Annotated in this window: 18 protein-coding genes; 10 read left to right on the top strand and 8 right to left on the bottom strand. The window is 59.4% G+C overall.

Annotated features, from left to right (window positions below):
* Window positions 1–51: 51 nt before the first annotated feature.
* On the bottom strand, window positions 52–1,086 hold the full coding sequence (gene tdh, locus HDF08_RS07060; protein WP_179637806.1) for an L-threonine 3-dehydrogenase: 1,035 nt from the start codon (window positions 1,084–1,086) through the stop codon (window positions 52–54).
* Between the two features lie 198 nt (window positions 1,087–1,284).
* On the opposite strand from tdh, the gene HDF08_RS07055 reads away from it, so the two are divergent.
* Both HDF08_RS07055 and HDF08_RS07050 read left to right on the top strand, forming a co-directional pair.
* Window positions 1,285–2,352, top strand: coding sequence for a 3-deoxy-7-phosphoheptulonate synthase (locus tag HDF08_RS07055; RefSeq protein WP_179637805.1), 1,068 nt, complete (start codon window positions 1,285–1,287; stop codon window positions 2,350–2,352).
* 164 nt (window positions 2,353–2,516) lie between these two features.
* On the top strand, window positions 2,517–3,305 hold the full coding sequence (locus HDF08_RS07050) for a 3-keto-disaccharide hydrolase (RefSeq protein ID WP_179637804.1): 789 nt from the start codon (window positions 2,517–2,519) through the stop codon (window positions 3,303–3,305).
* A 273-nt stretch (window positions 3,306–3,578) separates the two neighbouring features.
* Here the strand turns inward: HDF08_RS07050 and HDF08_RS07045 are convergent, their stop codons facing one another.
* Entirely contained in the window at window positions 3,579–4,487 is a 909-nt protein-coding gene (locus HDF08_RS07045) for a LysR family transcriptional regulator (protein WP_179637803.1), read from the bottom strand.
* A 275-nt stretch (window positions 4,488–4,762) separates the two neighbouring features.
* Between HDF08_RS07045 and HDF08_RS07040 the strand changes: the two genes are divergently transcribed.
* The 3 genes from HDF08_RS07040 to gltX all read left to right on the top strand — a co-directional run bounded on the left by HDF08_RS07040 (window position 4,763) and on the right by gltX (window position 7,981).
* The gene (locus tag HDF08_RS07040) at window positions 4,763–5,503 is read left to right on the top strand and encodes an SDR family NAD(P)-dependent oxidoreductase (RefSeq protein WP_179637802.1); all 741 of its coding nucleotides are present in this window, start codon (window positions 4,763–4,765) and stop codon (window positions 5,501–5,503) included.
* 135 nt (window positions 5,504–5,638) lie between these two features.
* Entirely contained in the window at window positions 5,639–6,406 is a 768-nt protein-coding gene (locus HDF08_RS07035; protein ID WP_179637801.1) for an SDR family NAD(P)-dependent oxidoreductase, read from the top strand.
* A gap of 45 nt (window positions 6,407–6,451) precedes the next feature.
* Window positions 6,452–7,981, top strand: a complete 1,530-nt coding sequence (gltX, locus tag HDF08_RS07030; protein ID WP_179637800.1) for a glutamate--tRNA ligase — start codon at window positions 6,452–6,454, stop codon at window positions 7,979–7,981.
* Window positions 7,982–8,090: 109 nt separating this feature from the next.
* Here gltX and HDF08_RS07025 read toward each other — a convergent pair whose 3' ends face one another.
* Window positions 8,091–8,543 carry a DUF1569 domain-containing protein gene (locus tag HDF08_RS07025; protein WP_179637799.1) on the bottom strand — a complete coding sequence of 151 codons (453 nt, stop codon included), beginning with the start codon at window positions 8,541–8,543 and terminating at the stop codon, window positions 8,091–8,093.
* Window positions 8,544–8,752: 209 nt separating this feature from the next.
* Between HDF08_RS07025 and HDF08_RS07020 the strand changes: the two genes are divergently transcribed.
* Together HDF08_RS07020 and HDF08_RS07015 are read left to right on the top strand one after the other, a co-directional pair.
* Window positions 8,753–11,617: a S53 family peptidase gene (locus HDF08_RS07020; RefSeq protein ID WP_179637798.1), complete on the top strand. Its 2,865-nt coding sequence runs from the start codon at window positions 8,753–8,755 to the stop codon at window positions 11,615–11,617.
* A gap of 108 nt (window positions 11,618–11,725) precedes the next feature.
* Window positions 11,726–12,142: a nuclear transport factor 2 family protein gene (locus HDF08_RS07015; RefSeq protein ID WP_179637797.1), complete on the top strand. Its 417-nt coding sequence runs from the start codon at window positions 11,726–11,728 to the stop codon at window positions 12,140–12,142.
* A gap of 199 nt (window positions 12,143–12,341) precedes the next feature.
* Here the strand turns inward: HDF08_RS07015 and alaC are convergent, their stop codons facing one another.
* The 4 genes from alaC to HDF08_RS21630 all read right to left on the bottom strand — a co-directional run bounded on the left by alaC (window position 12,342) and on the right by HDF08_RS21630 (window position 14,968).
* A complete protein-coding gene (gene alaC / locus HDF08_RS07010; RefSeq protein ID WP_179637796.1) occupies window positions 12,342–13,523 on the bottom strand; it encodes an alanine transaminase in 1,182 nt (393 codons plus the stop codon).
* Between the two features lie 129 nt (window positions 13,524–13,652).
* On the bottom strand, window positions 13,653–14,144 hold the full coding sequence (locus HDF08_RS07005; protein WP_257030902.1) for a protein-disulfide reductase DsbD N-terminal domain-containing protein: 492 nt from the start codon (window positions 14,142–14,144) through the stop codon (window positions 13,653–13,655).
* On the bottom strand, window positions 14,144–14,794 hold the full coding sequence (locus HDF08_RS07000; RefSeq protein WP_353068714.1) for a TlpA family protein disulfide reductase: 651 nt from the start codon (window positions 14,792–14,794) through the stop codon (window positions 14,144–14,146). The genes HDF08_RS07005 and HDF08_RS07000 overlap by 1 nt, the downstream gene beginning before the upstream one ends.
* Window positions 14,795–14,839: 45 nt before the next feature.
* Window positions 14,840–14,968, bottom strand: coding sequence for a hypothetical protein (locus HDF08_RS21630; protein ID WP_257030901.1), 129 nt, complete (start codon window positions 14,966–14,968; stop codon window positions 14,840–14,842).
* Between the two features lie 12 nt (window positions 14,969–14,980).
* Between HDF08_RS21630 and HDF08_RS06995 the strand changes: the two genes are divergently transcribed.
* Entirely contained in the window at window positions 14,981–15,982 is a 1,002-nt protein-coding gene (locus HDF08_RS06995) for a KpsF/GutQ family sugar-phosphate isomerase (protein ID WP_179637794.1), read from the top strand.
* Window positions 15,983–15,998: 16 nt separating this feature from the next.
* On the opposite strand, the gene HDF08_RS06990 is transcribed toward HDF08_RS06995, so the two are convergent.
* Complete coding sequence (locus tag HDF08_RS06990; protein WP_353068713.1) at window positions 15,999–16,664, bottom strand: Crp/Fnr family transcriptional regulator; 666 nt, start codon at window positions 16,662–16,664, stop codon at window positions 15,999–16,001.
* A 382-nt stretch (window positions 16,665–17,046) separates the two neighbouring features.
* On the opposite strand from HDF08_RS06990, the gene HDF08_RS06985 reads away from it, so the two are divergent.
* Both HDF08_RS06985 and HDF08_RS06980 read left to right on the top strand, forming a co-directional pair.
* Window positions 17,047–18,846 carry a proline--tRNA ligase gene (locus HDF08_RS06985; protein WP_179638847.1) on the top strand — a complete coding sequence of 600 codons (1,800 nt, stop codon included), beginning with the start codon at window positions 17,047–17,049 and terminating at the stop codon, window positions 18,844–18,846.
* Window positions 18,847–18,857: 11 nt separating this feature from the next.
* Window positions 18,858–21,467 (top strand): transglycosylase domain-containing protein, encoded by a 2,610-nt coding sequence (locus HDF08_RS06980; RefSeq protein ID WP_179637792.1) that lies wholly within the window; start codon window positions 18,858–18,860, stop codon window positions 21,465–21,467.
* Window positions 21,468–21,473 lie beyond the last annotated feature (6 nt).

Genomic DNA, 21,473 nt, shown 5'->3' with positions numbered 1-21,473 from the left:
AGCCGAGTGGAAAGTGAGGTTTTATCTAGCGTAGAGCAATACTCGTGGCACCTAACCAACGTCGCTCCAGTCGAGAATCACCTTCCCCGAGTTCCCCGACCGCATCGCCGCAAAGCCGTCCTCATAGTCACGCCAGTTCATCCGGTGCGTAATCACGCCCGAGATATCCAGCCCGCTCTCAAGCATCACGGTCATCTTGTACCAGGTCTCGTACATCTCCCGTCCGTAGATGCCGCGAATCGTAAGCTGATTGAACACCACCTGATTCCAATTAATCGAAATATCCTCCGAAGGAATCCCTAGCATCGCAATCTTCGCGCCGTGGCTCATATTCGCGAGCATATCCCGAAACGCATTCGGATTCCCCGACATCTCAAGCCCCACATCGAAGCCCTCCTGCATATGCAGCTTCTGCTGAATCTCCTTCAGCGGAGTCGCCCGAGGATCAACCGCCAGCGTCACCCCCACCTTCTCCGCTAGAGCCCTGCGGTACTCATTCGGATCCGAGATCACCACGTGCCGAGCACCCGCATGTCGAGCCACAGCCGCAGCCATAATCCCGATCGGCCCAGCCCCCGTAACCAGCACATCCTCGCCCAGCACGGGAAACGCCAGCGCAGTATGCACCGCATTGCCCAGCGGATCGAAGATCGCCGCAATCTCATGCGGCACCCCTGCACTGTGAATCCAGATATTCGACATCGGCAGCACAACGTACTCCGCAAACGCCCCGTTGCGATTCACCCCAACGCCCAGCGTGAACGCGCAAAGATGGCGCCGCCCCGCAAGGCAGTTACGGCAGCGCCCGCAAACCACATGCCCCTCGCCGCTCACCAGCTGCCCAATCGGAATATCGTTTACATTCGACCCAACCGCCACCACCTCGCCGACAAACTCATGTCCAATCGTCAGCCCCTGCTTGATCGTCGAGCGAGCCCACGCGTCCCACTCATAGATGTGAAGGTCGGTCCCGCAGATGCCGGTAGCCAGAACACGAATCTTAACGTCATTGATGCCCATCTCTGGCTCAGGAACATCTTCGAGCCACAGGCCGCGCTCTTCGCGGCTCTTCACTAATGCCTTCACTGGGGGAACCTTTCCTGTTGCGTCTAGCAGCTGAACTACGGCTCGACAACCTCAACCCGCAGTCACCATTCTAGTCTGCACCGCAGCACCGCAAGCAGCTCTACAATCACACCACAGGCTATAAGATAAACAGACGTGATAATTTCACAAGACTCACAGCGGAACGCCGCTCCATCTGATCAGACTCTAGCGAGACCCATGCTCTTTCCCACCGATGACCTTCGCATCACCTGGACCAAAGTCGTCCTCCCGCCCGTCGCCCTCGAAGAAGAGCTCCCCATCACCGAAGCCGCCTCCGCGACCGTCTACAAAGCCCGCACCGAGATCATCAAAATCCTCCACGGCGAAGACCATCGTCTCCTCGTAGTCGTCGGCCCCTGCTCCATCCACGACACCGACGCCGCCCGCGAGTACGCCGAGCTACTCAAATCCGCCATCGCCGAGCACTCCCGCGACCTCTGCATCATCATGCGCGTCTACTTCGAGAAGCCCCGCACCACCCTCGGCTGGAAGGGCCTCATCAACGACCCCTACCTCGACGAGTCCTTCAAGATCAACGACGGCCTCCGCAAAGCCCGCCACCTCCTCCTCGACCTCGCCGAGATGGGCGTCCCCGCCGGCACCGAGTTCCTCGACATGATCTCCCCGCAGTACGTCTCCTCCCTCGTAAGCTGGGGAGCCATCGGCGCCCGCACCACCGAAAGTCAGGTCCACCGCGAGCTCGTCTCCGGCCTCTCCTGCCCCGTCGGTTTCAAAAACGGCACCTCCGGCAACGTGCAGATCGCCATTGAAGCCATCCTCTCCGCCAATCAGGCTCACAACTTCCTCGGCCACACCAAGCACGGCCAGACCGCCATCTTCGTCACCAAAGGCAACCAGGACTGCCACATCATCCTGCGCGGCGGCCGCAACACCACCAACTACGACGCCACCGCCGTAGAAGACACCTGCAAGCAGATGGAAAAAGCCGGCATCCGCCCTCAGGTCATGATCGACTGCAGCCACGCCAACAGCCACAAAGACCACACCCAGCAATCCGCCGTAGCCCGCAACGTAGCCGCCCAGATTACCGCCGCAACTCCAGCGAACGACACCCGCATCATGGGCGTCATGCTCGAAAGCAACCTCGTCGCTGGCGCGCAAAAGCTAGTCCCCGGTAAACCCCTCGTCTACGGCCAATCCATCACCGACGCCTGCATCGACTGGCCCGAAACCAAAGCCGCCCTAGCCGAATTAGCCGCCGCCGTCCGCGCCGCCCGCAGCTAGCGCACTCTTCCAACCAATACAAAGGCGTCGAATTTAGAAAGTCGTCATCCTGAGCGGAGCGAAGGATCCCCGTATTTTTACTCATGGCTCCATCCGTTCCACCCGTCGCAACATGACGACACACCCAAACTGCGCACAATTGGGTATATCCTCATCTAGAAATCATGCACATCCACTCTTCGCTCCTAGCCTTCGCAACCCTGACCGTCGTCACCGTCTCCCTCTCCGCGCAACAGCCCGCTGCGCCAAAGCATGAGGACACCGAAGTCTACGAGCCGGTCCCCCCGATCGTCACACCCGGAGCCACCGACTCCGCGCCACCCTCCGACGCCATCGTCCTCTTCGACGGCAAAAACCTCGACCAGTGGGTCTCCACCAAAGACAAATCCCCCGCTCAATGGACCGTAGCCGACGGCATCCTCACCGTCAGCAAAGCCCCAGGCTCCGGCAACATCGAAACCAAACACAGCTTCAAAAACTACCAGCTCCACATCGAGTGGCGAATCCCCACAAACATCACCGGCACCGACCAGGCCCGCGGCAACAGCGGCGTCTTCCTCGCCTCCACCGGCACCGGCGACGCCGGCTACGAGCTCCAGATCCTCGACTCCTACAACAACAAAACCTACGTCAACGGCCAGGCCGGCAGCATCTATAAGCAGGCCATCCCACTCGCCAACCCCAACCGCAAACCCGGCGAGTGGCAGACCTACAACGTCATCTGGACCGCACCCACCTTCAACGAAGACGGCACCCTTAAAACCCCCGCCTACGCCACCGTCTTCTTCAACGGCATCCTCGTCCAAAATCACTTCGAGCTAAAAGGCGAGACCCGCTACATCGGCCAGCCCTTCTACAAAAAGTACGACACCGCCCCAATCAAGCTGCAAGCCCACGGCGACCACAGCGAACCCATCAGCTTCCGCAACATATGGGTCCGCGAACTCAAGTAGCGCAACTCTGAATCAGCCTTCCATCACAAAATTAGGCGGCCTGTTGCTGTCATCCTGCCCCTGAGCGAAGCCGATGGGGGAAGGATCCCTCCGAACTCCGTATTAGCTGGCGCACTAAGCCTCTGCTGTCATCCTGAGCACAGCGAAGGATCCCGACGAACTCCGTCCTGCCCAAACCGCCCGTCCCTTTCCACCCAACCTCTTCACGCCGTTGTCTGTTCTTTATCGCCCCATTGCAAGCTACTGCAATTTTGTGACCGTTTAGATCACATATTATCCAGTTCGCGGATTGAACTGCGAACACAGCGCAAACGTCTTCTCCAAATGTTCAATAAACACCCGCACTTTGGTCGACATCCTGCGACTCGCAGGCCTCACCGCAAGGATCGGCACCATTCGCTCAAAGGGCCTCATCAGACGTAGAACTGTACCTTCTCTCAGCTCTGCGGCGAAGAGCCACGCTGGGGCCTGCGCAATCCCCAGATGTTCTAGGACACCCATCCTCATCTGCTCAATATCGCTGGTGCGAAACACTCCAGTCGGAATAACTCGCTTAACGTCTTTTCCCGATCCGAACTTCCAAGGCTGCACCGCCCCTCGCTCCATAAAAACAACCGATCGGAATCGGCTAAGCTCGTCCGGCGAACCAGGAGCTCCATACCGCGACAGATACTGCGGAGTAGCCACCAGAATAATCATCGTCTGCGCGAACCTGCGCCCAACCAGACTCGAGTCCGGCAGATCGCCCGAGTGAATCGCCAGATCGAACCCATCCTCGATGATCGTCGTCGGACTCTCCGACGCAGCCATCTCGATCGCAATATCAGGGTAGGCAGCGAAAAATGCAGACAGCTTTGACACCATGTGCAGCCGGGCGAACGTAGGAGCAACGGTCACGCGAATCAGCCCCTTCGGGGCCGTCTGTCCTCGACCGATGCGTGAAGTCGCGCTCTCAAAGTCATCAAGAATCCGTGAAGCAGACTCATAGAAATCATGACCCGCCTCCGTCAGCACAATCGAGCGGGACGTCCGATGAATCAGTTCAGTTCCCAGTTCATCTTCCAGCGCAGAGATCTGTTTGCTGATAGCAGGCTGGCCAACTCCACGTTCTTTCGCGACAGCGGAGAAACTCCCTTTCTCTATCAGCCGGACGAACACCTGCATCGCATCCAATTTATCCACGCCAACTCTCCGCTCTACAAAATGGATTGTATTTCCTCAAGCAGCAGCGCATATACCTCTTTCTGCGCGGCGATCAGCAACCCTAATGAGGGGGCTGTCTCACTCTCCGATGCTTACCTCACGTTCTGGATCTATTCCTCAATGGAATGGCTGTTATTCCTGAAAATGGCAAATCCAATCGCGACGACACCACATCAGATAGGAGCTTCACACCTTCGAAGACCATGACGGTCGGCCGACTCATGAATCATTCACAGGAACATTAAAGGAGAATCATGTCTAACCTCACGAAAAAAGTAGCACTCGTTACGGGCGGCTCCCGCGGTATCGGCGCAGCGATCGCCAAACGTCTCGCCTCCGACGGCGCCAGCGTCGCCATCACCTACGCCAAAGACGCAACCTCGGCCTCTGCCGTAGTCAAAGCGATTGAAGCCGAGGGCGGAAAAGCCCTCGCCATTCAAGCCGACGCCGCCGACCCCCAGGCAGTCAAAGCCGCGGTCGAAAAGACCGTCGCAACCTTCGGCGGACTCGACATTCTCGTAAACAACGCCGGCACCGCCATCCCCAAGCCATTCGAAGAGACCCCCTTGGACGAGATCGACCAGGTCATCAACATCAACATCCGCGGTGTACTGGCCGCAACCCAGGCCGCTCTCAAGCACTTGAAGACTGGCGGTCGCATCATCATGATCGGCTCCTGCGTCGGCGAGCGGGTCGTCGCTCCCGGTCTCGTCGCATACTCCGCCACCAAGGGCGCCGTCAAGATGTTCACGCAGGGGCTGGCCAGAGAAATTGGTGGCCGCGGCATCACCGTCAACAACGTCCAGCCAGGCCCAATCGACACCGATCTGAATCCCGCCTCCGGCGACTGGGCTGTTCCTCAAAAGGCTGCCACATCGCTCGGCCGCTACGGCACGGTCGATGAGGTTGCAGCTCTGGTCTCATTCGTCGCCAGTCCAGAAGCCTCCTACATCACAGGAACCAATCTCACAGTAGATGGCGGAACCAACGCCTGAGCCAACCTGCACTCGGCACAAAAAAGTGTCACCTTTGCAAACACAATTGAGAGCCGGCCCAAGGATGAGTCGGCTCTCAACCTGTGGCATACATCGAGTCGCCGCAACCCGTGCACTCACAAACGAGGAGAAAGAATGATCACGCTTCACAATAAAACCGCGCTCGTTACCGGAGCCTCCCGAGGAATCGGCCGCGCTACAGCCCTGGCTCTCGCCGAAGCCGGAGCCCACGTTCTGGTTCACTACGGCCGCTCCGCGCAGGAGGCCCAATCTCTCGTCGCCGCCATTCAATCCAAAGGCGGACGCGCAGACGCAATCTCCGTAGATCTCGCAACCCCGAACGGCGCTGCCCTGCTTGCCGAAAAGGTCCGCTCCATCGTCGGCGATCGACTCGACATCCTCGTATCCAACGCAGGAGTCAGCAAGTCTGCCCGCATCGCCGATCACACCGTAGAAGACTTCGACAATCTTTTCGCCACCAACGTCCGAAGCCCCTTCTTCCTCGTGCAGCAACTCCTGCCCATTCTCGGCGAAGGCTCCAACATCATCATGATCACCTCCGTCGTAGCCCACGCTGTCATCGGTAAACCCGGCATCGAGAACCCTTCCGTCCTCGCCTACGCCTCCACCAAAGGTGCACTCGAAACTCTCGTCAGGAACTGGGCCGCCATCCTCGGACCAAACGGTATCCGCGTCAACGCCGTCGCACCAGGCGTCATCGACACCGACATGTCGAACTTCACCAAAACCGAAGCCGGACGCGAAACCGCTTTAGAAATGCAAGCTCTCAAGCGACTCGGCAAGCCCGAAGACGTCGCCGACGTAGTCGCCTTTCTCGCCTCCGATAAAGCGCGCTGGATCACCGGAGCCAGCATCCCGGTCGACGGTGGCTCGAAGCTCTAATCCCATAGAGGCCAAGCCCTCTGCTAGCATTAACTCTTGGCCTCTATGACGAATAGCATCAGCACCTCCGACTCCCCCATCCGCGTCCGCATCGCTCCCTCCCCCACAGGCGACCCTCACGTAGGCACCGCTTACATCGGCCTCATTAACTACCTCTACGCCCGCCAGCGCGACGGAAAATTCGTCCTCCGCATCGAAGACACCGACCGCACCCGCTTCGTCGCCACCTCCGAGCAGGAGATCTTCAACTCCCTCCGCTGGCTCGGCCTCACCTGGGACGAAGGCCCCGACCTCGGTGGCCCCTACGGCCCCTATCGCCAGTCCGAGCGCACCGAAATCTACCGCGAGCATGTCGAACTCCTCCTCGCCAACGGCACCGCCTACCGCGCCTTTGAGACCCCCGAAGAACTGGAGTCTCTCAGACAGCGCCAGATCGCCGCCAAACTCCCCCCTCGCTACGACGGAGGCCACCGCGAACTCTCGCAGTTACAAATAGACGCCTACCTCGCCGAAGGACGCCCCTTTGTCGTCCGCATGAAGGTCCCCGCCGGCCAGACCACATTTCGTGACGAGCTGCGCGGCGACATCACCTTCGACCACTCCAACGTCGACGACCAGGTCCTCATGAAGTCCGACGGCTTCCCCACCTATCACCTCGCCAACGTCGTCGACGACCACCTCATGCGCATCACCGACGTCATCCGCGCCGAAGAGTGGATCTCCTCCACCCCCAAGCACGTCCTCCTCTATAAAGCCTTAGGCTGGCAGATCCCCCGCTTCTGGCACATGCCTCTCCTGCGCAATCTGGACAAGTCCAAAATCTCCAAACGCAAAAATCCTGTCTCCCTCATCTACTTCCGCCAGGCCGGCATCCTCCCCGAAGCCATGATCAACTTCCTAGGTCTCATGGGCGGCGGCATGCCCGCACCCAGCGCAGACGCAGCCACGCCAGCACCATCCCCACAAACCAAAGCCACCACCAAACCAAGCGAGACCGACATCTTCACCCTTCCCGACATGGTCGCCCGCTTCGACGTCAAAAATATCCGCCTCGGCGGCCCCGTCTTCGACCTCACCAAACTAAAGTGGCTCAACGGCGAATACCTCCGCGCCCTCACCCCTGAAGCCTTCTACAAGGCCCTACGCGAAACCATCCTCAGCGACGCCTACCTGCAACAAATAGCCCCACTCATCCAGACCCGCATCGAAACCCTCGGCGAGTTTGGCAACCTCACCCACTTCCTCTTCGCCGACGACATCATGCCCACCGCAGAAGTCTTCGTCCCAAAAAAGCGCACGCCCGAAGAGACCCTCACCTTCGCCGCCGAGCAACTCACCGTCCTTGAAGCTACCGACTGGACCCACGAAGCCCTTGAGCCCGCCCTCAAGCAACTAGGCGAAGCCCAGCAGTGGTCGGTCAAAGAAAACTTCATGCTCCTCCGCGCCATCCTCACCGGCAGCACCATGTCTCCACCGCTGCTCGAGAGCATGATCGTCTTCGGCAAATCCCGCACCCTCGACCGCGTCCGCCGCTTCCTCGAAACCCAGAAGAAACTCGCAAACACAAAAAAATAGAGACGCCCTCGAGCAACGTAGCAGCGGCATGGAGTCTGGCATGCTTTTTTGTTTGTCATTCCCGAAGGGAATCTGAGGTTGCCATCTCCCTATCAACCGCAAATCCGCACTAAGCCCCAAACTGCCGCAGGTGATGGTCCAGGTGCTTGTACATCCAAGCCGACCACTCCTGCGGCGTCAATCTCCCGAAGAAGCTATGCGGATGTGTAGTGCAACCCGCCTGTCCGGCCGCAGCAAAGCGGTCGATCAGCCCGCACAACCGCTCCCGTTCCGTCTCCAGATCCCGTTCCTCCTCCACTACCAGCCCCGGCACCGTAGGCGAGTTCTTGCGCATCGGCTCCCCATCTCGAAACGCCATCGGCTTTATCACCGGCCCCAAAATCCTCCCAATCAACATCCGCGGCGGGCGCCGATCTCCTAACGCCAACTCCATCCCCCTCGCACAATGCTCCACCGCCTGCGCTGCATTCATCCTGCCCCACTGCGCCGCGCTATCCGGTCGCAACTGCGCCATCCGCCCCTTCACCTCGTCCACTGCCGACGCTTCAAAGAGATTTTTCATGCGGAAAGTTTACCCCAGAAAAACCTCACCCCGTCTAGTCCCAAACCAACTCTCGAAGCCTTCGCCGCCGACCATCTCACGATCGAGCCACGTTACCGCCGAACTCTTTCCCCAAAGAAATTTATAGAGTTCCCGCAACCTCCTCTGCTAGTCTCTTGTCTGGTCTCACCCCAACGCGTTCAGGCCCAAGAAAAGAGTGTCAGCTCCATATGAAGCACCTTCGTCGAGTACTCCTGCCACTCCTTACCGTGGCCCTGCTGGTTTCCTCTCTGCCCTCGTTCTCCCAAACCCCAGCCTCCCAAACCTCTTTCGCGCAAACGCCGGAACCCCGAATCAAAGGCGCCATCACCGGCTCATCCCGCGCAGTCCTTGCAAACTCACGCACCCCAAGAGTGCGCGACGCTGAGGACCGCGGCGCCGTCGCCTCCAACACCCCCATCCCAGGCATCACTCTGGTCTTCAAACGCTCGCCCACGCAGGAAGCCAACCTGCAAGAGCTTCTCGCCGCCCAGCAGAACACGGCCTCACCGCTCTACCACCAGTGGCTCACCCCGGAGACCTTCGCCACCCGCTTCGGCGTCGCAGCGGAGGACATTGCAGCCACTCAAAGCTGGCTCACCTCACGCGGCTTTCACATCGACAGCGTATCCCGCAGCCGCGACCGCATCACCTTCTCCGGCACCGCCGCGCAAGTCCAGGCAGCCTTCAGCACCGAGCTCCACCACTACCGCACCACTGAAGGCGAGCAACACTTCGCCCCCGCCGCCGATCTCACCCTCCCCGCCGAACTCGTCCCCGTCACCGCAGCCGTACTCCACCTCTCCGACTTCCGCCCCAAACCAAACGTAAAAATCCGCCCCCATCCGGACTACACCGCCGCCCCAACTCAGATTCACTATCTCGGCCCGCAGGACATCACGGTGATGTACGACCTAAACCCTCTCTACCAAATATCCTCCGGTACAGGTCAGGGGTTAGCTGTCGTTGGCCAGTCCTATGTGAATCTCTCCGAAGGAGTCAGCTATTTTCGGGGCAACCTCGCCCCGGGAACGGTCAACATCAGTACGGTTCTGGTTCCAAACTCCGGTGTCGAAGCCACCTCACCCGGCGATGAAGGGGAATCGGAGATCGATCTCGAGTACTCCTCCGGCATAGCAACAAATGCGAACATATTTCTTGTCTATGTCGGTAGCAACCAGAACTTCGACGTCTTCGATGCGCTTTCCTTCGCCATCACAGAAAACATCGCTCCAGTGGTAAGCATCAGCTACGGCATCTGTGAACAGCTTCTAAGCGCAAGTGAACTCAGTCAGAACAATGCGTTGTTCGAAGAGGCGGCATCGCAGGGCCAGACTCTGGTGGCTTCCTCAGGAGATAGCGGCTCGACTGCTTGTGCCTCGTTTCCCTCTTCGGAGGCCACCACGGCACAGCAGCAAGCTCTGGCAGTCAGCTTTCCGGCAAGCAGCCCCTACGTCACAGCAGTGGGCGGCACTCAAATGGCGCCCGGCACCTTTACTTCTGGGGCGAACTCCTATTGGGATGGCGCCACCAGCTCTGATGTCATCAGTTCGTTGCTGTCCTACGTTCCAGAGGTGGCTTGGAACGAAGACTCCGCCTCGAATGGCATTGCTGCAGGCGGAGGAGGCGCCAGCACAGTGTTTCCCCGGCCCACATGGCAGAGCGCCTTTCCTGGCATCCCCGCAGGCTCCTTCCGTCTCCTCCCCGACATTGCGCTTCAGTCCTCCATCGATAATCCGGGCTTTCTCTTTTGCACCACTGACCCCTCCCTCGCCGATCTGCAGGGTCTGACTAACAGTTGCGCTAACGGACTTCTAGGGAGCAACAACAAATACACTGTCGCCGGAGGAACCAGCTTTGCCGCTCCCATCTTCGCAGGCTACATCGCCCTTCTGAACGGAGCCAAAAACGCCACCGGGCAAGGCAACGTCAACACCATGCTGTACACCCTGGCCAGCACACCAACCACATATGCGACCGCTTTTCACGACATCACCTCCGGCACCAACGCATGCCTGCCCGTGGCCGCTGTCTGTTCCACACCTGGCCAGTCGAACTACGCTGCCGCCACAGGTTATGACCAGGCGACAGGCCTTGGCAGCATCGATTTCAATGCGTTGACGAAGGTCTGGCCCGCCAGCAGCGCAGCCAATCTCCTCCCCACAGTCGTGAACCTCACCGTATCGCCGACAGCAGCTGCCGTGGCCGAACCCGTATCGATCCAGATAGGCATCGGCCCCCTGTACGCACAGACCGCAATCAACGTGCCCACCGGCAGCGTCTCAGTGTCGGTCGATGGCGTCGTGGCTCAGGCCTCTTTGGCTCTCTCAGCCAATTCAACCGCCACTTACAGCCTTATCGCACCGTCAACTCCTGGCTATCACCTGATAGTCGTCACCTACTCAGGCGACGCGACCCACTCCACCTCCACCTCCACCTATTCCTTGCTGGCAGGAAGCGTAACCGCCACCGGCAGCTTCAGCGTGTCAGCCGCCAATCTCACCGTTGCAAACGGCAGCCAGGGAAGCATCCCAATCAGCGCAACGCCCGCTGCGGGCTACAGTGGCCGGGTCGCCTGGTCTCTCGCTGCCTCCACGACGAATGGCACAGCGGAAGTGTGTTACACCATCCGTCCATCAACCACCAGCAACCTGAACGCGGCAACGCTCACCATCTTCGTAGGTTCGGCATGCAACTCCCCATCCCCCGCAGTGCGCTCGAACCTTCGCCCCATCCACCCTGGCGTTGCCGCGAAGCGGGAAGCTCCATACCCCTGGCGCAAGACGCAGATCGCGCTCTACGCCGGGCTGATACTCTGCGGCTTTCTCGCACGACACCGGCGTAAGATCCCCCTGTCGCTGCTTCTAGCTCTGGCATCTCTCACCTGCATCGCCACCACCCTCACCGGCTGCGGCGGAGGCAGCGGCGGAAACAACCCCGGCACGCCACCTGCAGTATCGTCCAACGCAACCACCTACACCCTCACCCTCACAGGAAAAGACTCCGTCAACACGTCCATCACCGCCTCCACCACCTTCACCCTCACGGTGAACTAAAGCAGTTCCACAGTTGGTGAGACCCTTTCGCTTTTTTGTTTGTCATTCCCGAAAGGAATCTGCGTTTGTTGTTACTGGCGCTATCACCCATCTCAGCAAACCGCAGAAATGGCCTACATGCAAATCGCCGACCACCTGAAGTCCCTCGAAGAACGGCTCCTCGACCCAAACATCCGCCGCGACTCGAACGCCGTCGCCTCCCAACTGACCGACGACTTCGTCGAGTTCGGCAGCTCAGGCCGAGTCTTCGACAAAGCCACCATCCTCGAAGACCTGAAAGCCGAACCTCCCCACCCAGCCTCCCTCCTCTCCGACTTCAAAACCCGGGAACTAGCCCCCAACGTCGTCCTCGCCACCTACAAAGCCACCCGCCGCAATGCCGCCGGAGAACTCATCGGCCAATCCTGGCGCAGCTCCATCTGGACCCTCATCAACGGCCAATGGCAGATTACCTTCCACCAAGGAACTCCAATTCCAGCCGCACCCATGCCCACCACCCCAAATCCACCTGCACCCCAAAAATAAATCTCAAAACCGTGGCGTATTTTTCGGGCCCCAAAAACTACGCGGCGAAACACCACGCTCTCACCACCAGCCACCACATTCTTAACCACAAAAAACCACCACCAAACACCACGTTTTTTCCAAACACCCCTCAAAAACACCAGCAAAACAACAAAAAAACGGCTCTCACCAGGGTCATATTTTTTCCTAAATTAAACCATCAACCCGCCTTGAACATCTGCTTGATCCCCCGCAGCGCCTGCCGCGTCCGCTCCTCATTTTCAATCAGCGAAAACCGCACATGCCCATCCCCATGCTCGCCAAAACCCACCCCAGGGCTCACCGCGACCTTCGCCTCCAGCAGCAGCTTCTTCGAAAACTCAATAGATCCAAGCCCTTTGTACTGCTCCGGAATCTTAGCCCAAGCAAACATGGTCGCCTTCGGCAACTCCACCGGCCATCCCAGCTTATTCAGCCCCGGCACTAGAACATCCCGCCGTTCCCTGTAAATATCGCGAATCTCCGCTACACACTCCTGCGGCCCATCCAGCGCACAGATCGCCGCCACCTGAATCGGCGTAAACGTCCCATAGTCGAAGTAGCTCTTGATGCGCCCCAAGGCCGCGACCAGCTTGGAGTTTCCCACCATGAAGCCTACTCGCCACCCAGGCATATTGTAACTTTTTGAGAGCGTAAAGAACTCAACCGCAATCTCCTTAGCCCCAGGCACTTCTAAAATACTTGGCGCACGATATCCATCAAACACAATGTCCGCATAGGCCAGATCGTGAATGATATAAATCCCCAACTCCCTGCACAGCGCCACGATCCGCTCAAAGAACGAAAGCTCCACACATTGCGCCGTAGGGTTCGAGGGAAAGTTCAGAATCAGCAGCTTCGGCCGCGGCTCCATGCGTGGCAGATCATGCTCCAACTCCTCCAGCAGCGCCTCCGCAGTACCGCCCCGCATAGGAATGCTCTGCACCTTCGAGCCCGCAATCACCGGCCCAAAGATATGAATAGGATAGCTGGGATTCGGCACAGCGACGGTATCTTCGTCATCCAGCACCGCCAGGCAAAGGTGCGCGATCCCCTCCTTCGAGCCGATCGTAACGATCGCTTCGGTCTCCGGATCCAGATCCACATCGTAGCGCCGCTTGTACCAGTTACAAATCGCCCGACGCAGTCGAGGAACGCCACGCGACAACGAGTACCGGTGCGTAGCCGTCCGTTGCGCCGCTTCAATCAGCTTGTCTACAATATGTTTCGGCGTCGCGCCATCGGGATTCCCCATCCCGAAATCAATAATGTCCTCACCACGCTTGCGCGCCGCAGCCTTCAGCTCACTTGTGATGTTGAAGACATACGCCGGCAGCCGTGTCAGCCTTCGAAATTCTTCCATTCCCGTCCGCCCGCTCCTGTCTGTCCTGTTCTTCCATGATGCCACCACTACATCAGAAAAACCTCCAGACGTATCGAGCCTACCAACAGAAGTTTTCCCGATCGCTCCACAACGAGCTACTACCACTGGTTACTTCGCCGTGAAGATCACCTGAACCGGCAGACTCTTCGGCGGATAGCACGCCGCATGATCGCACGCCTGGTACCGCAACGTTGCATCCACCGTATGCGTCCCCGCCTCCGCCACCACCGGCAACTTCACAGTAAACGCACCCGTATAAACATCCAGCTTCTCCGTCGGGTCGAAGCTAAAGCTGTACGAAGTACCAACCGGGTACTCAACCGCCTCAGTCTTCACTCCAGCCGCCGGCTGCAGTTCAATCCTGGTCGGAATCAACAGCTCCGACTTCGGCGTATGCGAATTTACGTGATAGCCATCCAGCACGCGAAAGTGCAGCTCCAGCACGCTGCGCTTCCCTGCCGCAACACTCTGCGGCTCCGCCCCATACACAACATACGACTTCGGCTTTACAACAGGAGCATCAAGATTCCCGACCTGCTGCGCCGTCAACACAACCGGCAACCCAATCAGCAATCCCGCGAAGGACCTCATCAATCCCATCACTGTCCACCCGCCGCCGTCGCTTCCGAAGCAACGATCTTCTTGATGTGCGCCTCGATCTCATCCTTGCTGCCAAGTCCAGCCGTCTCTTCGACGATCACGCCATTTTTATCGACATAAAACGACATCGGCAGGTAGTCCATCCCATCCGGTCCGCCATAAGCCTTCTGAATCTTCCCATCGGTCAGCAAAATGGGATAGGTCACGCCAGTCTTCTGTGCCACCTTAGCGATCGCGTCTTTACCAGCATCAACATCGTCAGCAAGTCCGAGGATCTCAAAGCCCTGCGCCGCATACTGTTTGCGAAACTCTTCAAACCACGGCATCTCCACCTTGCAGGGCCCACACCAAGTCGCCCAGAAGTTCACCAGCACCGGCCGGCCCTTATAATCGCTCAGCGAAACCTTCTTGCCATCCAAAGTCGCAAGCGTAAACGCAGGTGCAACCTTGCCGCGCATCTGCATCGCCTCCGCTTCAGGAGACTGCGAATCCTGCGCCGCCGATCCCGCCTTCTCCGGCACAAGAACCACGTGGTTTTCCTGAGCCTGTTGCATCGCAAGCCTTCGCTCGCGCAGATTGTGCCACCCTGCCCACAACAGCAGCGCAATCCCAACCACCATCACACCAAAGACCAATCCGCTCCGCTTCACGTGAAAAATCCTTTCGGCATAAACCTTCGCGCCACACTAGCCCTTTTAGTTTAGACGCAAAGCCCCCATAAACGATGCAACGACAGCATCCTCCAGAAGTTGCTGCTCCCCCGGCAAGACCGTGCTGAAGCCCACACCGCCGCGCCCCGCGCATCGCTCTGCTAGCATCGACATGGTTCAGCCATTATGTCCAGCAAAGCCACCACCGCATCCGACACACCGCGTCCCTCCGAGTTCGTCCGCATCGAGGCAGCCGCTCTCAACGAGCTCGCCCTCCGCCTCGACACCACGATGCTCGCCCCGTTCACCCAGGCCATCGATCGTCTCCTTCAAGCCGCTACGAATCAGAGCCGCGTCACCCTCAGCGGCATTGGCAAGAGCGGCATCATCGCCCGCAAGATCGCCGCCACTTTTCGCTCCACAGGCACGCCGGCGCACTTCCTCCACGCTGCCGAAGCGATTCACGGCGACCTCGGCATGCTCGCGCCCGGCGACATCGTGATAGCCCTCTCCTATAGCGGCGAAACCGAAGAGTTGCTCCGCCTCCTCCCCACCCTCAAACGCCTCAACGCCACACTGATCGCCATCAGCGGCTGCGCCAGCTCTACCCTCGCCCAAGCCAGTAACATCTTTCTCGACTCCCGCGTCTCCACCGAAGCCTGCACCCTCAACCTCGCACCCACCGCCTCCACCACCGTTATGCTCGCTCTTGGCGACGCCCTCGCCCTCGAAGTAAGCCGCCTCCGTAAGTGGACACCGGAAGACTTCGCCGACCTCCACCCCGGCGGCCGCCTCGGCAGACGCCTTGCCCGCGTCCGCGAGCTGATGCACACCGGCGATGCGCTCCCTCAGGTCGGCGAAGCTACACCCATGCCGCAGGTCATCTACGAGATGTCGCGAAAGAAACTCGGCATGACCACCGTGCTCAAAGATGGCCACCTTGCCGGCATGATCTCCGACGGCGACCTCCGCAGGCTCCTCGAGCGCGACGGCTCCCACGCCCTCGAACACACCGCAGCCGAGATCATGAACTCACAGCCTCACACCATCGCAGAGAACACCCTGGCCTCCTCAGCCCTGGCCATCATGGAGGAAAAGAAGATCACCTCACTCATCGTCGTAGCTTCAGGCGGCCGGGTAGAAGGTGTCGTCCACCTCCACGACCTGTGGACCTTGCAACTCACCTGATCCCGAAGCCGCTTTCCTAATCGACATAGCTCAACTCTTCAGCCGATGTCTTGCTGATAATTCGATTGTAGGAAGAAGTAACGATGCTGTAGCACTCGCAAGCTTTTTTGATCAGCGCCGGGCGATCCAGAATGTTGATCTTTCCCCGGCTGTAGCCAATAACTCCGGCCCGCTGCAGATCTCCTGCCGCCACCGTCACCGTCGACCGCTGCACCCCCAGCATCCGCGCCAGAAACTCCTGGGTCAGGTTCAAAGACTCCGACTCCATCCGGTCAGCGGATGTCAGCAGCCATCGCGCCAGCCTCGCATCCACCTCATGCATCCGGTTGCACAACACTGACTGAGCAGTCTGCACAAGCTGCAGGTAGGCAAACGAATGGACCAGCCGTCGTAACATTCCACCCTTCAAAAACTGATCGCGCACGATAGAAGAACGGATTCGCAGCCCCTCGCCTTGTCCCTGCATCAACACCGAATGCGACATCTGCGGTTGATCCAACAGCGCCGGCAAACCGGAGAACCCCTCACGCCCGATCACTCCAACCTCCACCGATTCGCCCTTCTCCGTTATCGCATCCGTCGAGATCAAGCCACTATTCAAAAAATAAATAAACTCGATAGCCTCATTAGGCTCCGAGAGACGCGTCTCCAGAGGCAGCTCGATAGGCACAAGAAATCTCACCAACGCCTCATACTCGGCATCCGGCAATTGGGCCAATATGAGATTTCTTGGTCGCGGAAGTATCTCAGGCATCGTGTGGTTCTTTCGCACCTCTAGCGTCCTTTGCACGAGAGTCACCCTCTCTAGCCGCAAAGACGAGTTGCCCACGAATTGCAGGGCGGGTAGATGCGATTACTTGGACTGTACGCTTTATCAACTTCGAAAGTCTGTCACATGAACGACATAGCGGTCACAATCCAGACCTAACCCCATTCCATGCCCCATCAACCCAAACAAACCTCGTCCAGAAATAAATCTCAAACAACCCGGTTAGAATGAAGGCTCATCCTAAAACGCCCACCCGAGCCTCGGCGCGATGGGCCGGAAAGCGCCTTTTTTGACAATGCATCGCTGGTCGCAACTCTTCATCCCCACCCTCCGCGAAGCACCCGCAGACGCCGAAGTCGCCAGCCACAAACTCCTCCTACGCGCAGGCTACATCCGCCAGCTAGGCGCTGGCATCTACAGCTACCTCTTCCTCGGAAACCGCTCCGTCAATAAGATCGTCGCCATCGTGCGCGAGGAGATGGACCGCATCGGCCAGGAGTTCTTTCTCCCCGCTCTTAACCCGAAAGAGTTATGGGAGTCCAGCGGCCGCTGGTCCGGCATGGGCGAAAACATGTTCCGCCTCAAAGACCGCAAGGGTGCCGAGCTCTGCCTTGCCATGACCCACGAAGAGGTCATGACCTCCATCGCTCGCAACGAGCTCCGCAGCTACAAGCAGCTCCCCCAGATCTGGTACCAGATCCAGACTAAATTCCGCGATGAACCCCGCCCCAAATCCGGGCTTCTTCGCGTCCGCCAGTTCCTTATGAAGGACGCCTACTCCTTCGACATTGATGAGGCCGGCCTCGACGTCTCCTACAACAAGCACGACGTAGCCTACCGCCGCATCTTTACCCGCTGCGGTCTGCAGTTCGTCGCCGTCGACGCAGACTCCGGGGCCATGGGCGGCTCTGCCTCGCAGGAGTTCATGGTTTATACCGACGCCGGCGAAGACCTCATCGCCAGCAGCCCATCCGGCTACGCCGCCAATATCGAAAAAGCCACCTCGCAGCTGGCCCCCGTCGAAAGCCTCGCCCCCACTGGCGACGGACTCCCCGAGCTCGTCCACACCCCCGGCCAGCGCACCATCGACGAGGTCGGCGCCTTCCTCAACCTCGCGCCAGTCCACCAGATCAAAACCATGGCCTATATGGTCGAACTACCCGAAGCCGACCACGCCAAACTCGGCAAACTCCGCCCTGTCGTAGTCTTCCTCCGCGGCGACCACTCCCTCAACGAAGCCAAGCTCCTCGCCATCGCCGGCGGCGAGCTCAGGCCCATGGTCGCCGAAGAGATCGAAGCCACCTTCAGGGCCCCCGCAGGCTACCTCGGCCCCATCGGCCTCGAAGCCGCGCCACATCCCAAAAAACCCGGCACCCTTATCATCCTCGATAAGGCGCTCGAAGGCCGCACCAACCTCGTCGCCGGAGCCAACAAGGAGGAGTATCACCTCCGCAACGTCACCCCCACTCGCGACTTCAAGCCCACCCTCGTCGCCGACGTCCGCAACATCGTCGAAGGCGAGCTCGACCCCATCGGCGGCCAGCCCATGCGCCTCGGCAAAGCCGTCGAAGTCGGCCACATCTTCAAACTAGGCGATAAGTACACCAAAAGCATGGGAGCCTCCGTCCTCAACCGTGACGGCAAAGAGGTCACTCCGATCATGGGCTGCTACGGCATCGGCATCGAACGCATCCTCACCGCCGCGATTGAAAACTCAGCCGCAGCCAACCAGGGCACGGCCTACGCCCTTCACCCTGCCATCGCCCCCTTCCAGGTCGTCGTCACCATCACCAATATCGGCGACGAGGCCCTTCTCGCTGCGGGAGAAAAGATCGCGGCAGACCTCGAAGCCGCAGGCGTAGACGTTCTCCTCGACGACCGCGACGAACGCGCAGGAGTCAAGTTCAAAGACGCCGATCTCGTCGGTATCCCGTATCGAATCAATATCGGTCGCGGAGTCGCCGAGGGCAAGGTAGAATTTGTCGACCGCCTGCGAAGCGTCACCGAAGACGTCGCCCTCAACGAAGTCACCACGAAGGTATCCGGCCAGATAACCTCCACGCTGAACAACTCGCTCTCCCCAGCTGGCCTCTAACCGTCCAACGAATGAGCCTCTTGCCAGTCAAACTCAAATACGGCAGCAACGTCCGAAACAAACTGAAAGCCTCCGGTCTGGAGTCGCACATTCTGCGTGTGGCTCTCATCGCTCTGCTCGCCATCCTGGTCGTCGGCTGCAGTGTCTTCGCCTACTTCTATTACCACTACCAGCGCGTCGTCGACGACCGCATCGCCTCCGGCCCCATCTTCGCCAGCGTCTCGCAGATCTACGCCGCGCCACGCGAGGTTCGTGCCGGACAGAAGCTCTCCGCCGCCGCCATCGCCGCAGACCTGCGCCAGGCAGGCTACAACGCCAACTCCCAGCTTGGCACCTACCAGCTCAACGCAGACAACATCTTCATCAAACCCGGCCCCGAAAGCTACCACAACACCGACGGCGCCACCATCAACACCAGTGGCGGCATCGTGCAAAGCATCACCGCTGAAAACGGTGTCACCCTCAGCGCCTACGAGCTCGAGCCCCAGCTCATCACCGCCCTCTCCGAAGACAAGAACCGCACCAAGCGCCGCCTCGTCTCTTACGACGAGATCCCTCCCCGCATGGTCCAGGCCGTCACCGCCATTGAGGACCGCGACTTCTTCAATCACGGCGGCATCAACTACCTCCGCATCGCCAAGTGCGCCTTCTCCGACCTCGTCACCCATCACCGCACCTGCGGCGGCTCTACGCTAACCCAGCAGCTTGCAAAAAACCTCTTCCTGTCGCCCGAGAAGCGCATCAAGCGCAAGATGATCGAGATCCTCATCACCTTCCAGCTCGAAGCCCGCTTCAATAAAAAGCAGATCTTCGAGATGTACGCTAACGAGATCAACCTCGGCCAGCGAGGCAGCTACGCCATCAACGGATTCGGCGAGGCCGCCCAGACCTTCTTCGGCAAAAATCTCCAGCAGCTCGACCTTGCGGAGTGCGCTCTCCTCGCCGGCACCATCCAGTCGCCCACTCGCCTCAATCCCTACCGTCATCCCGAGCGCGCCATGGCGCGGCGCAACGTTGTCCTGGACTCCATGGTAGAAACCGGTGCCATCACCGCCAGCCAGGCACAAGCTGCAAAGGCCGACCCCTTACGCCTCGCACCCCCCAACATTGACGCCAGCGAAGCCCCGTACTTCGTCGACCTCGTCCACGACCAGCTCGTCAAACACATCGGCGACCAGGACATCGCTCACCAGAGCCTCCGAATCTACACCTCGCTCGACCCCGAACTTCAGCGCGCCGCCTCCGAGGCCATCGAGATCGGAATGAAGAACGTCGACGAGCTTGTCCGCAAACGGCATAAGACTTCCAAAGACGAGGATTCCGGTCCCATCACCTATCCCCAGGTCTCGCTCGTAGCGATCAACCCGCACACAGGGCAGATCCTTGCCCTCGTCGGCGGTCGCAACTACGGCGCCTCCCAGCTCAATCACGCCGTCTCCCAGCGCCCAACCGGGTCCATCTTCAAACCCTTCGTCTACGCCGCGGCCTACAACAGCTCCCTCAACGGTCTCTCGCTCAGCAGCGGCGAAGAAGGAGCAGGAAGCGGAGTCTTCACCGCGCTCACCCAACTCAACGACGAAGAGACCACCTTCACCTACGACAACGGCCGCCAGACCTACACGCCAAAGAATAAGATCAGCGGTTATAAAGGCGACGTGACCGCAGCCTACGCCCTCGCTCACTCACTCAACGCGGCTACAGTTCAGCTGGGCCAGATGGTAGGTTTCGACAATGTCGCCGCACTCGCCCGGTCTGCCGGAATTACCAACGCGCGCGGCACTCCGTCGGTAGCCATCGGCACCTACAACGCCACACCTATCGACATGGCCGGGGCCTACACGGTCTTCGCTAACAACGGCGTCCACCTCACCCCCTGGATGCTCGCCTCCGTCCGCAACGCGAATGGAGACGTCGTCTCCGACTTCTCACCCGAAGCCAAGCAGGTCATGGACCCTCGCGCCGCCTACCTCACTCAATCTCTCCTCGAAGGAGTGATGAACTACGGCACCGCCGCCGCCGTCCGAGGCCACGGCTTCACCGCCCCCGCCGCTGGCAAGACCGGCACCAGCCACGACGCGTGGTTCGCAGGCTATACCTCCAACCTGATCTGCATCATCTGGGTCGGCAACGACGACTACACCGACATCAAGCTGGAGGGCGCGCACGCCGCCGAACCCATCTGGACCGAGTTCATGAAGCGCGCCATCCTCCTGCCTCAGTACTCTGACGTCAAAGCCTTCATCCCGCCCGTAGGCATCACGACAGCTCGCATCGACAAGACATCCAACCTCCTCGCCGACCCCAGCTGCCCTGGCAACATCCTCTATGCTGCCTTCCTCGACGGCACCGCACCGGTCAACACCTGCAGTCAGATGAGCGAGAGTCCGCAGAACTTCATCCAGAAGATGCTGGGCCTGGGCGGCAAATCCACTCCTGACACCACGATGCCACCCAGCCCCGCGCCCATCGTCCGCGTCAACCCGAACACACCACCCGACGGCAACGCCCCCGACACCACCCAGCAGCCAGCCCAGCCCAAGAAGAAAAACTTCCTTCAGAAGATCTTCGGCGGCGGCAAAGACAAAGACAAACAGCAACAGCAGCCCACTCCACCACAATAGAGGTCA

This window comes from Tunturiibacter empetritectus (genome assembly GCF_013410875.1).
GTDB classification, from domain to species: Bacteria; Acidobacteriota; Terriglobia; order Terriglobales; family Acidobacteriaceae; genus Edaphobacter; species Edaphobacter empetritectus.
The sequence above is the reverse complement of the archived record's forward strand: the minus strand, read 5'-3'. Positions and strand labels throughout refer to the sequence as shown.

Excerpts from the sequence above, each read along its gene's own strand:
- HDF08_RS07055 (WP_179637805.1), top strand. The coding sequence starts at position 1,285 with ATGCTCTTTCCCACCGATGACCTTCGCATCACCTGGACCAAAGTCGTC.
- HDF08_RS07050 (WP_179637804.1), top strand. The coding sequence starts at position 2,517 with ATGCACATCCACTCTTCGCTCCTAGCCTTCGCAACCCTGACCGTCGTC.
- HDF08_RS07040 (WP_179637802.1), top strand. The coding sequence starts at position 4,763 with ATGTCTAACCTCACGAAAAAAGTAGCACTCGTTACGGGCGGCTCCCGC.
- HDF08_RS07035 (WP_179637801.1), top strand. The coding sequence starts at position 5,639 with ATGATCACGCTTCACAATAAAACCGCGCTCGTTACCGGAGCCTCCCGA.
- gltX (WP_179637800.1), top strand. The coding sequence starts at position 6,452 with ATGACGAATAGCATCAGCACCTCCGACTCCCCCATCCGCGTCCGCATC.
- HDF08_RS07025 (WP_179637799.1), bottom strand. The coding sequence starts at position 8,543 with ATGAAAAATCTCTTTGAAGCGTCGGCAGTGGACGAGGTGAAGGGGCGG.
- HDF08_RS07020 (WP_179637798.1), top strand. The coding sequence starts at position 8,753 with ATGAAGCACCTTCGTCGAGTACTCCTGCCACTCCTTACCGTGGCCCTG.
- HDF08_RS07015 (WP_179637797.1), top strand. The coding sequence starts at position 11,726 with ATGGCCTACATGCAAATCGCCGACCACCTGAAGTCCCTCGAAGAACGG.
- alaC (WP_179637796.1), bottom strand. The coding sequence starts at position 13,523 with ATGGAAGAATTTCGAAGGCTGACACGGCTGCCGGCGTATGTCTTCAAC.
- HDF08_RS07005 (WP_257030902.1), bottom strand. The coding sequence starts at position 14,144 with ATGGGATTGATGAGGTCCTTCGCGGGATTGCTGATTGGGTTGCCGGTT.
- HDF08_RS21630 (WP_257030901.1), bottom strand. The coding sequence starts at position 14,968 with ATGTCGATGCTAGCAGAGCGATGCGCGGGGCGCGGCGGTGTGGGCTTC.
- HDF08_RS06995 (WP_179637794.1), top strand. The coding sequence starts at position 14,981 with ATGTCCAGCAAAGCCACCACCGCATCCGACACACCGCGTCCCTCCGAG.
- HDF08_RS06985 (WP_179638847.1), top strand. The coding sequence starts at position 17,047 with ATGCATCGCTGGTCGCAACTCTTCATCCCCACCCTCCGCGAAGCACCC.
- HDF08_RS06980 (WP_179637792.1), top strand. The coding sequence starts at position 18,858 with ATGAGCCTCTTGCCAGTCAAACTCAAATACGGCAGCAACGTCCGAAAC.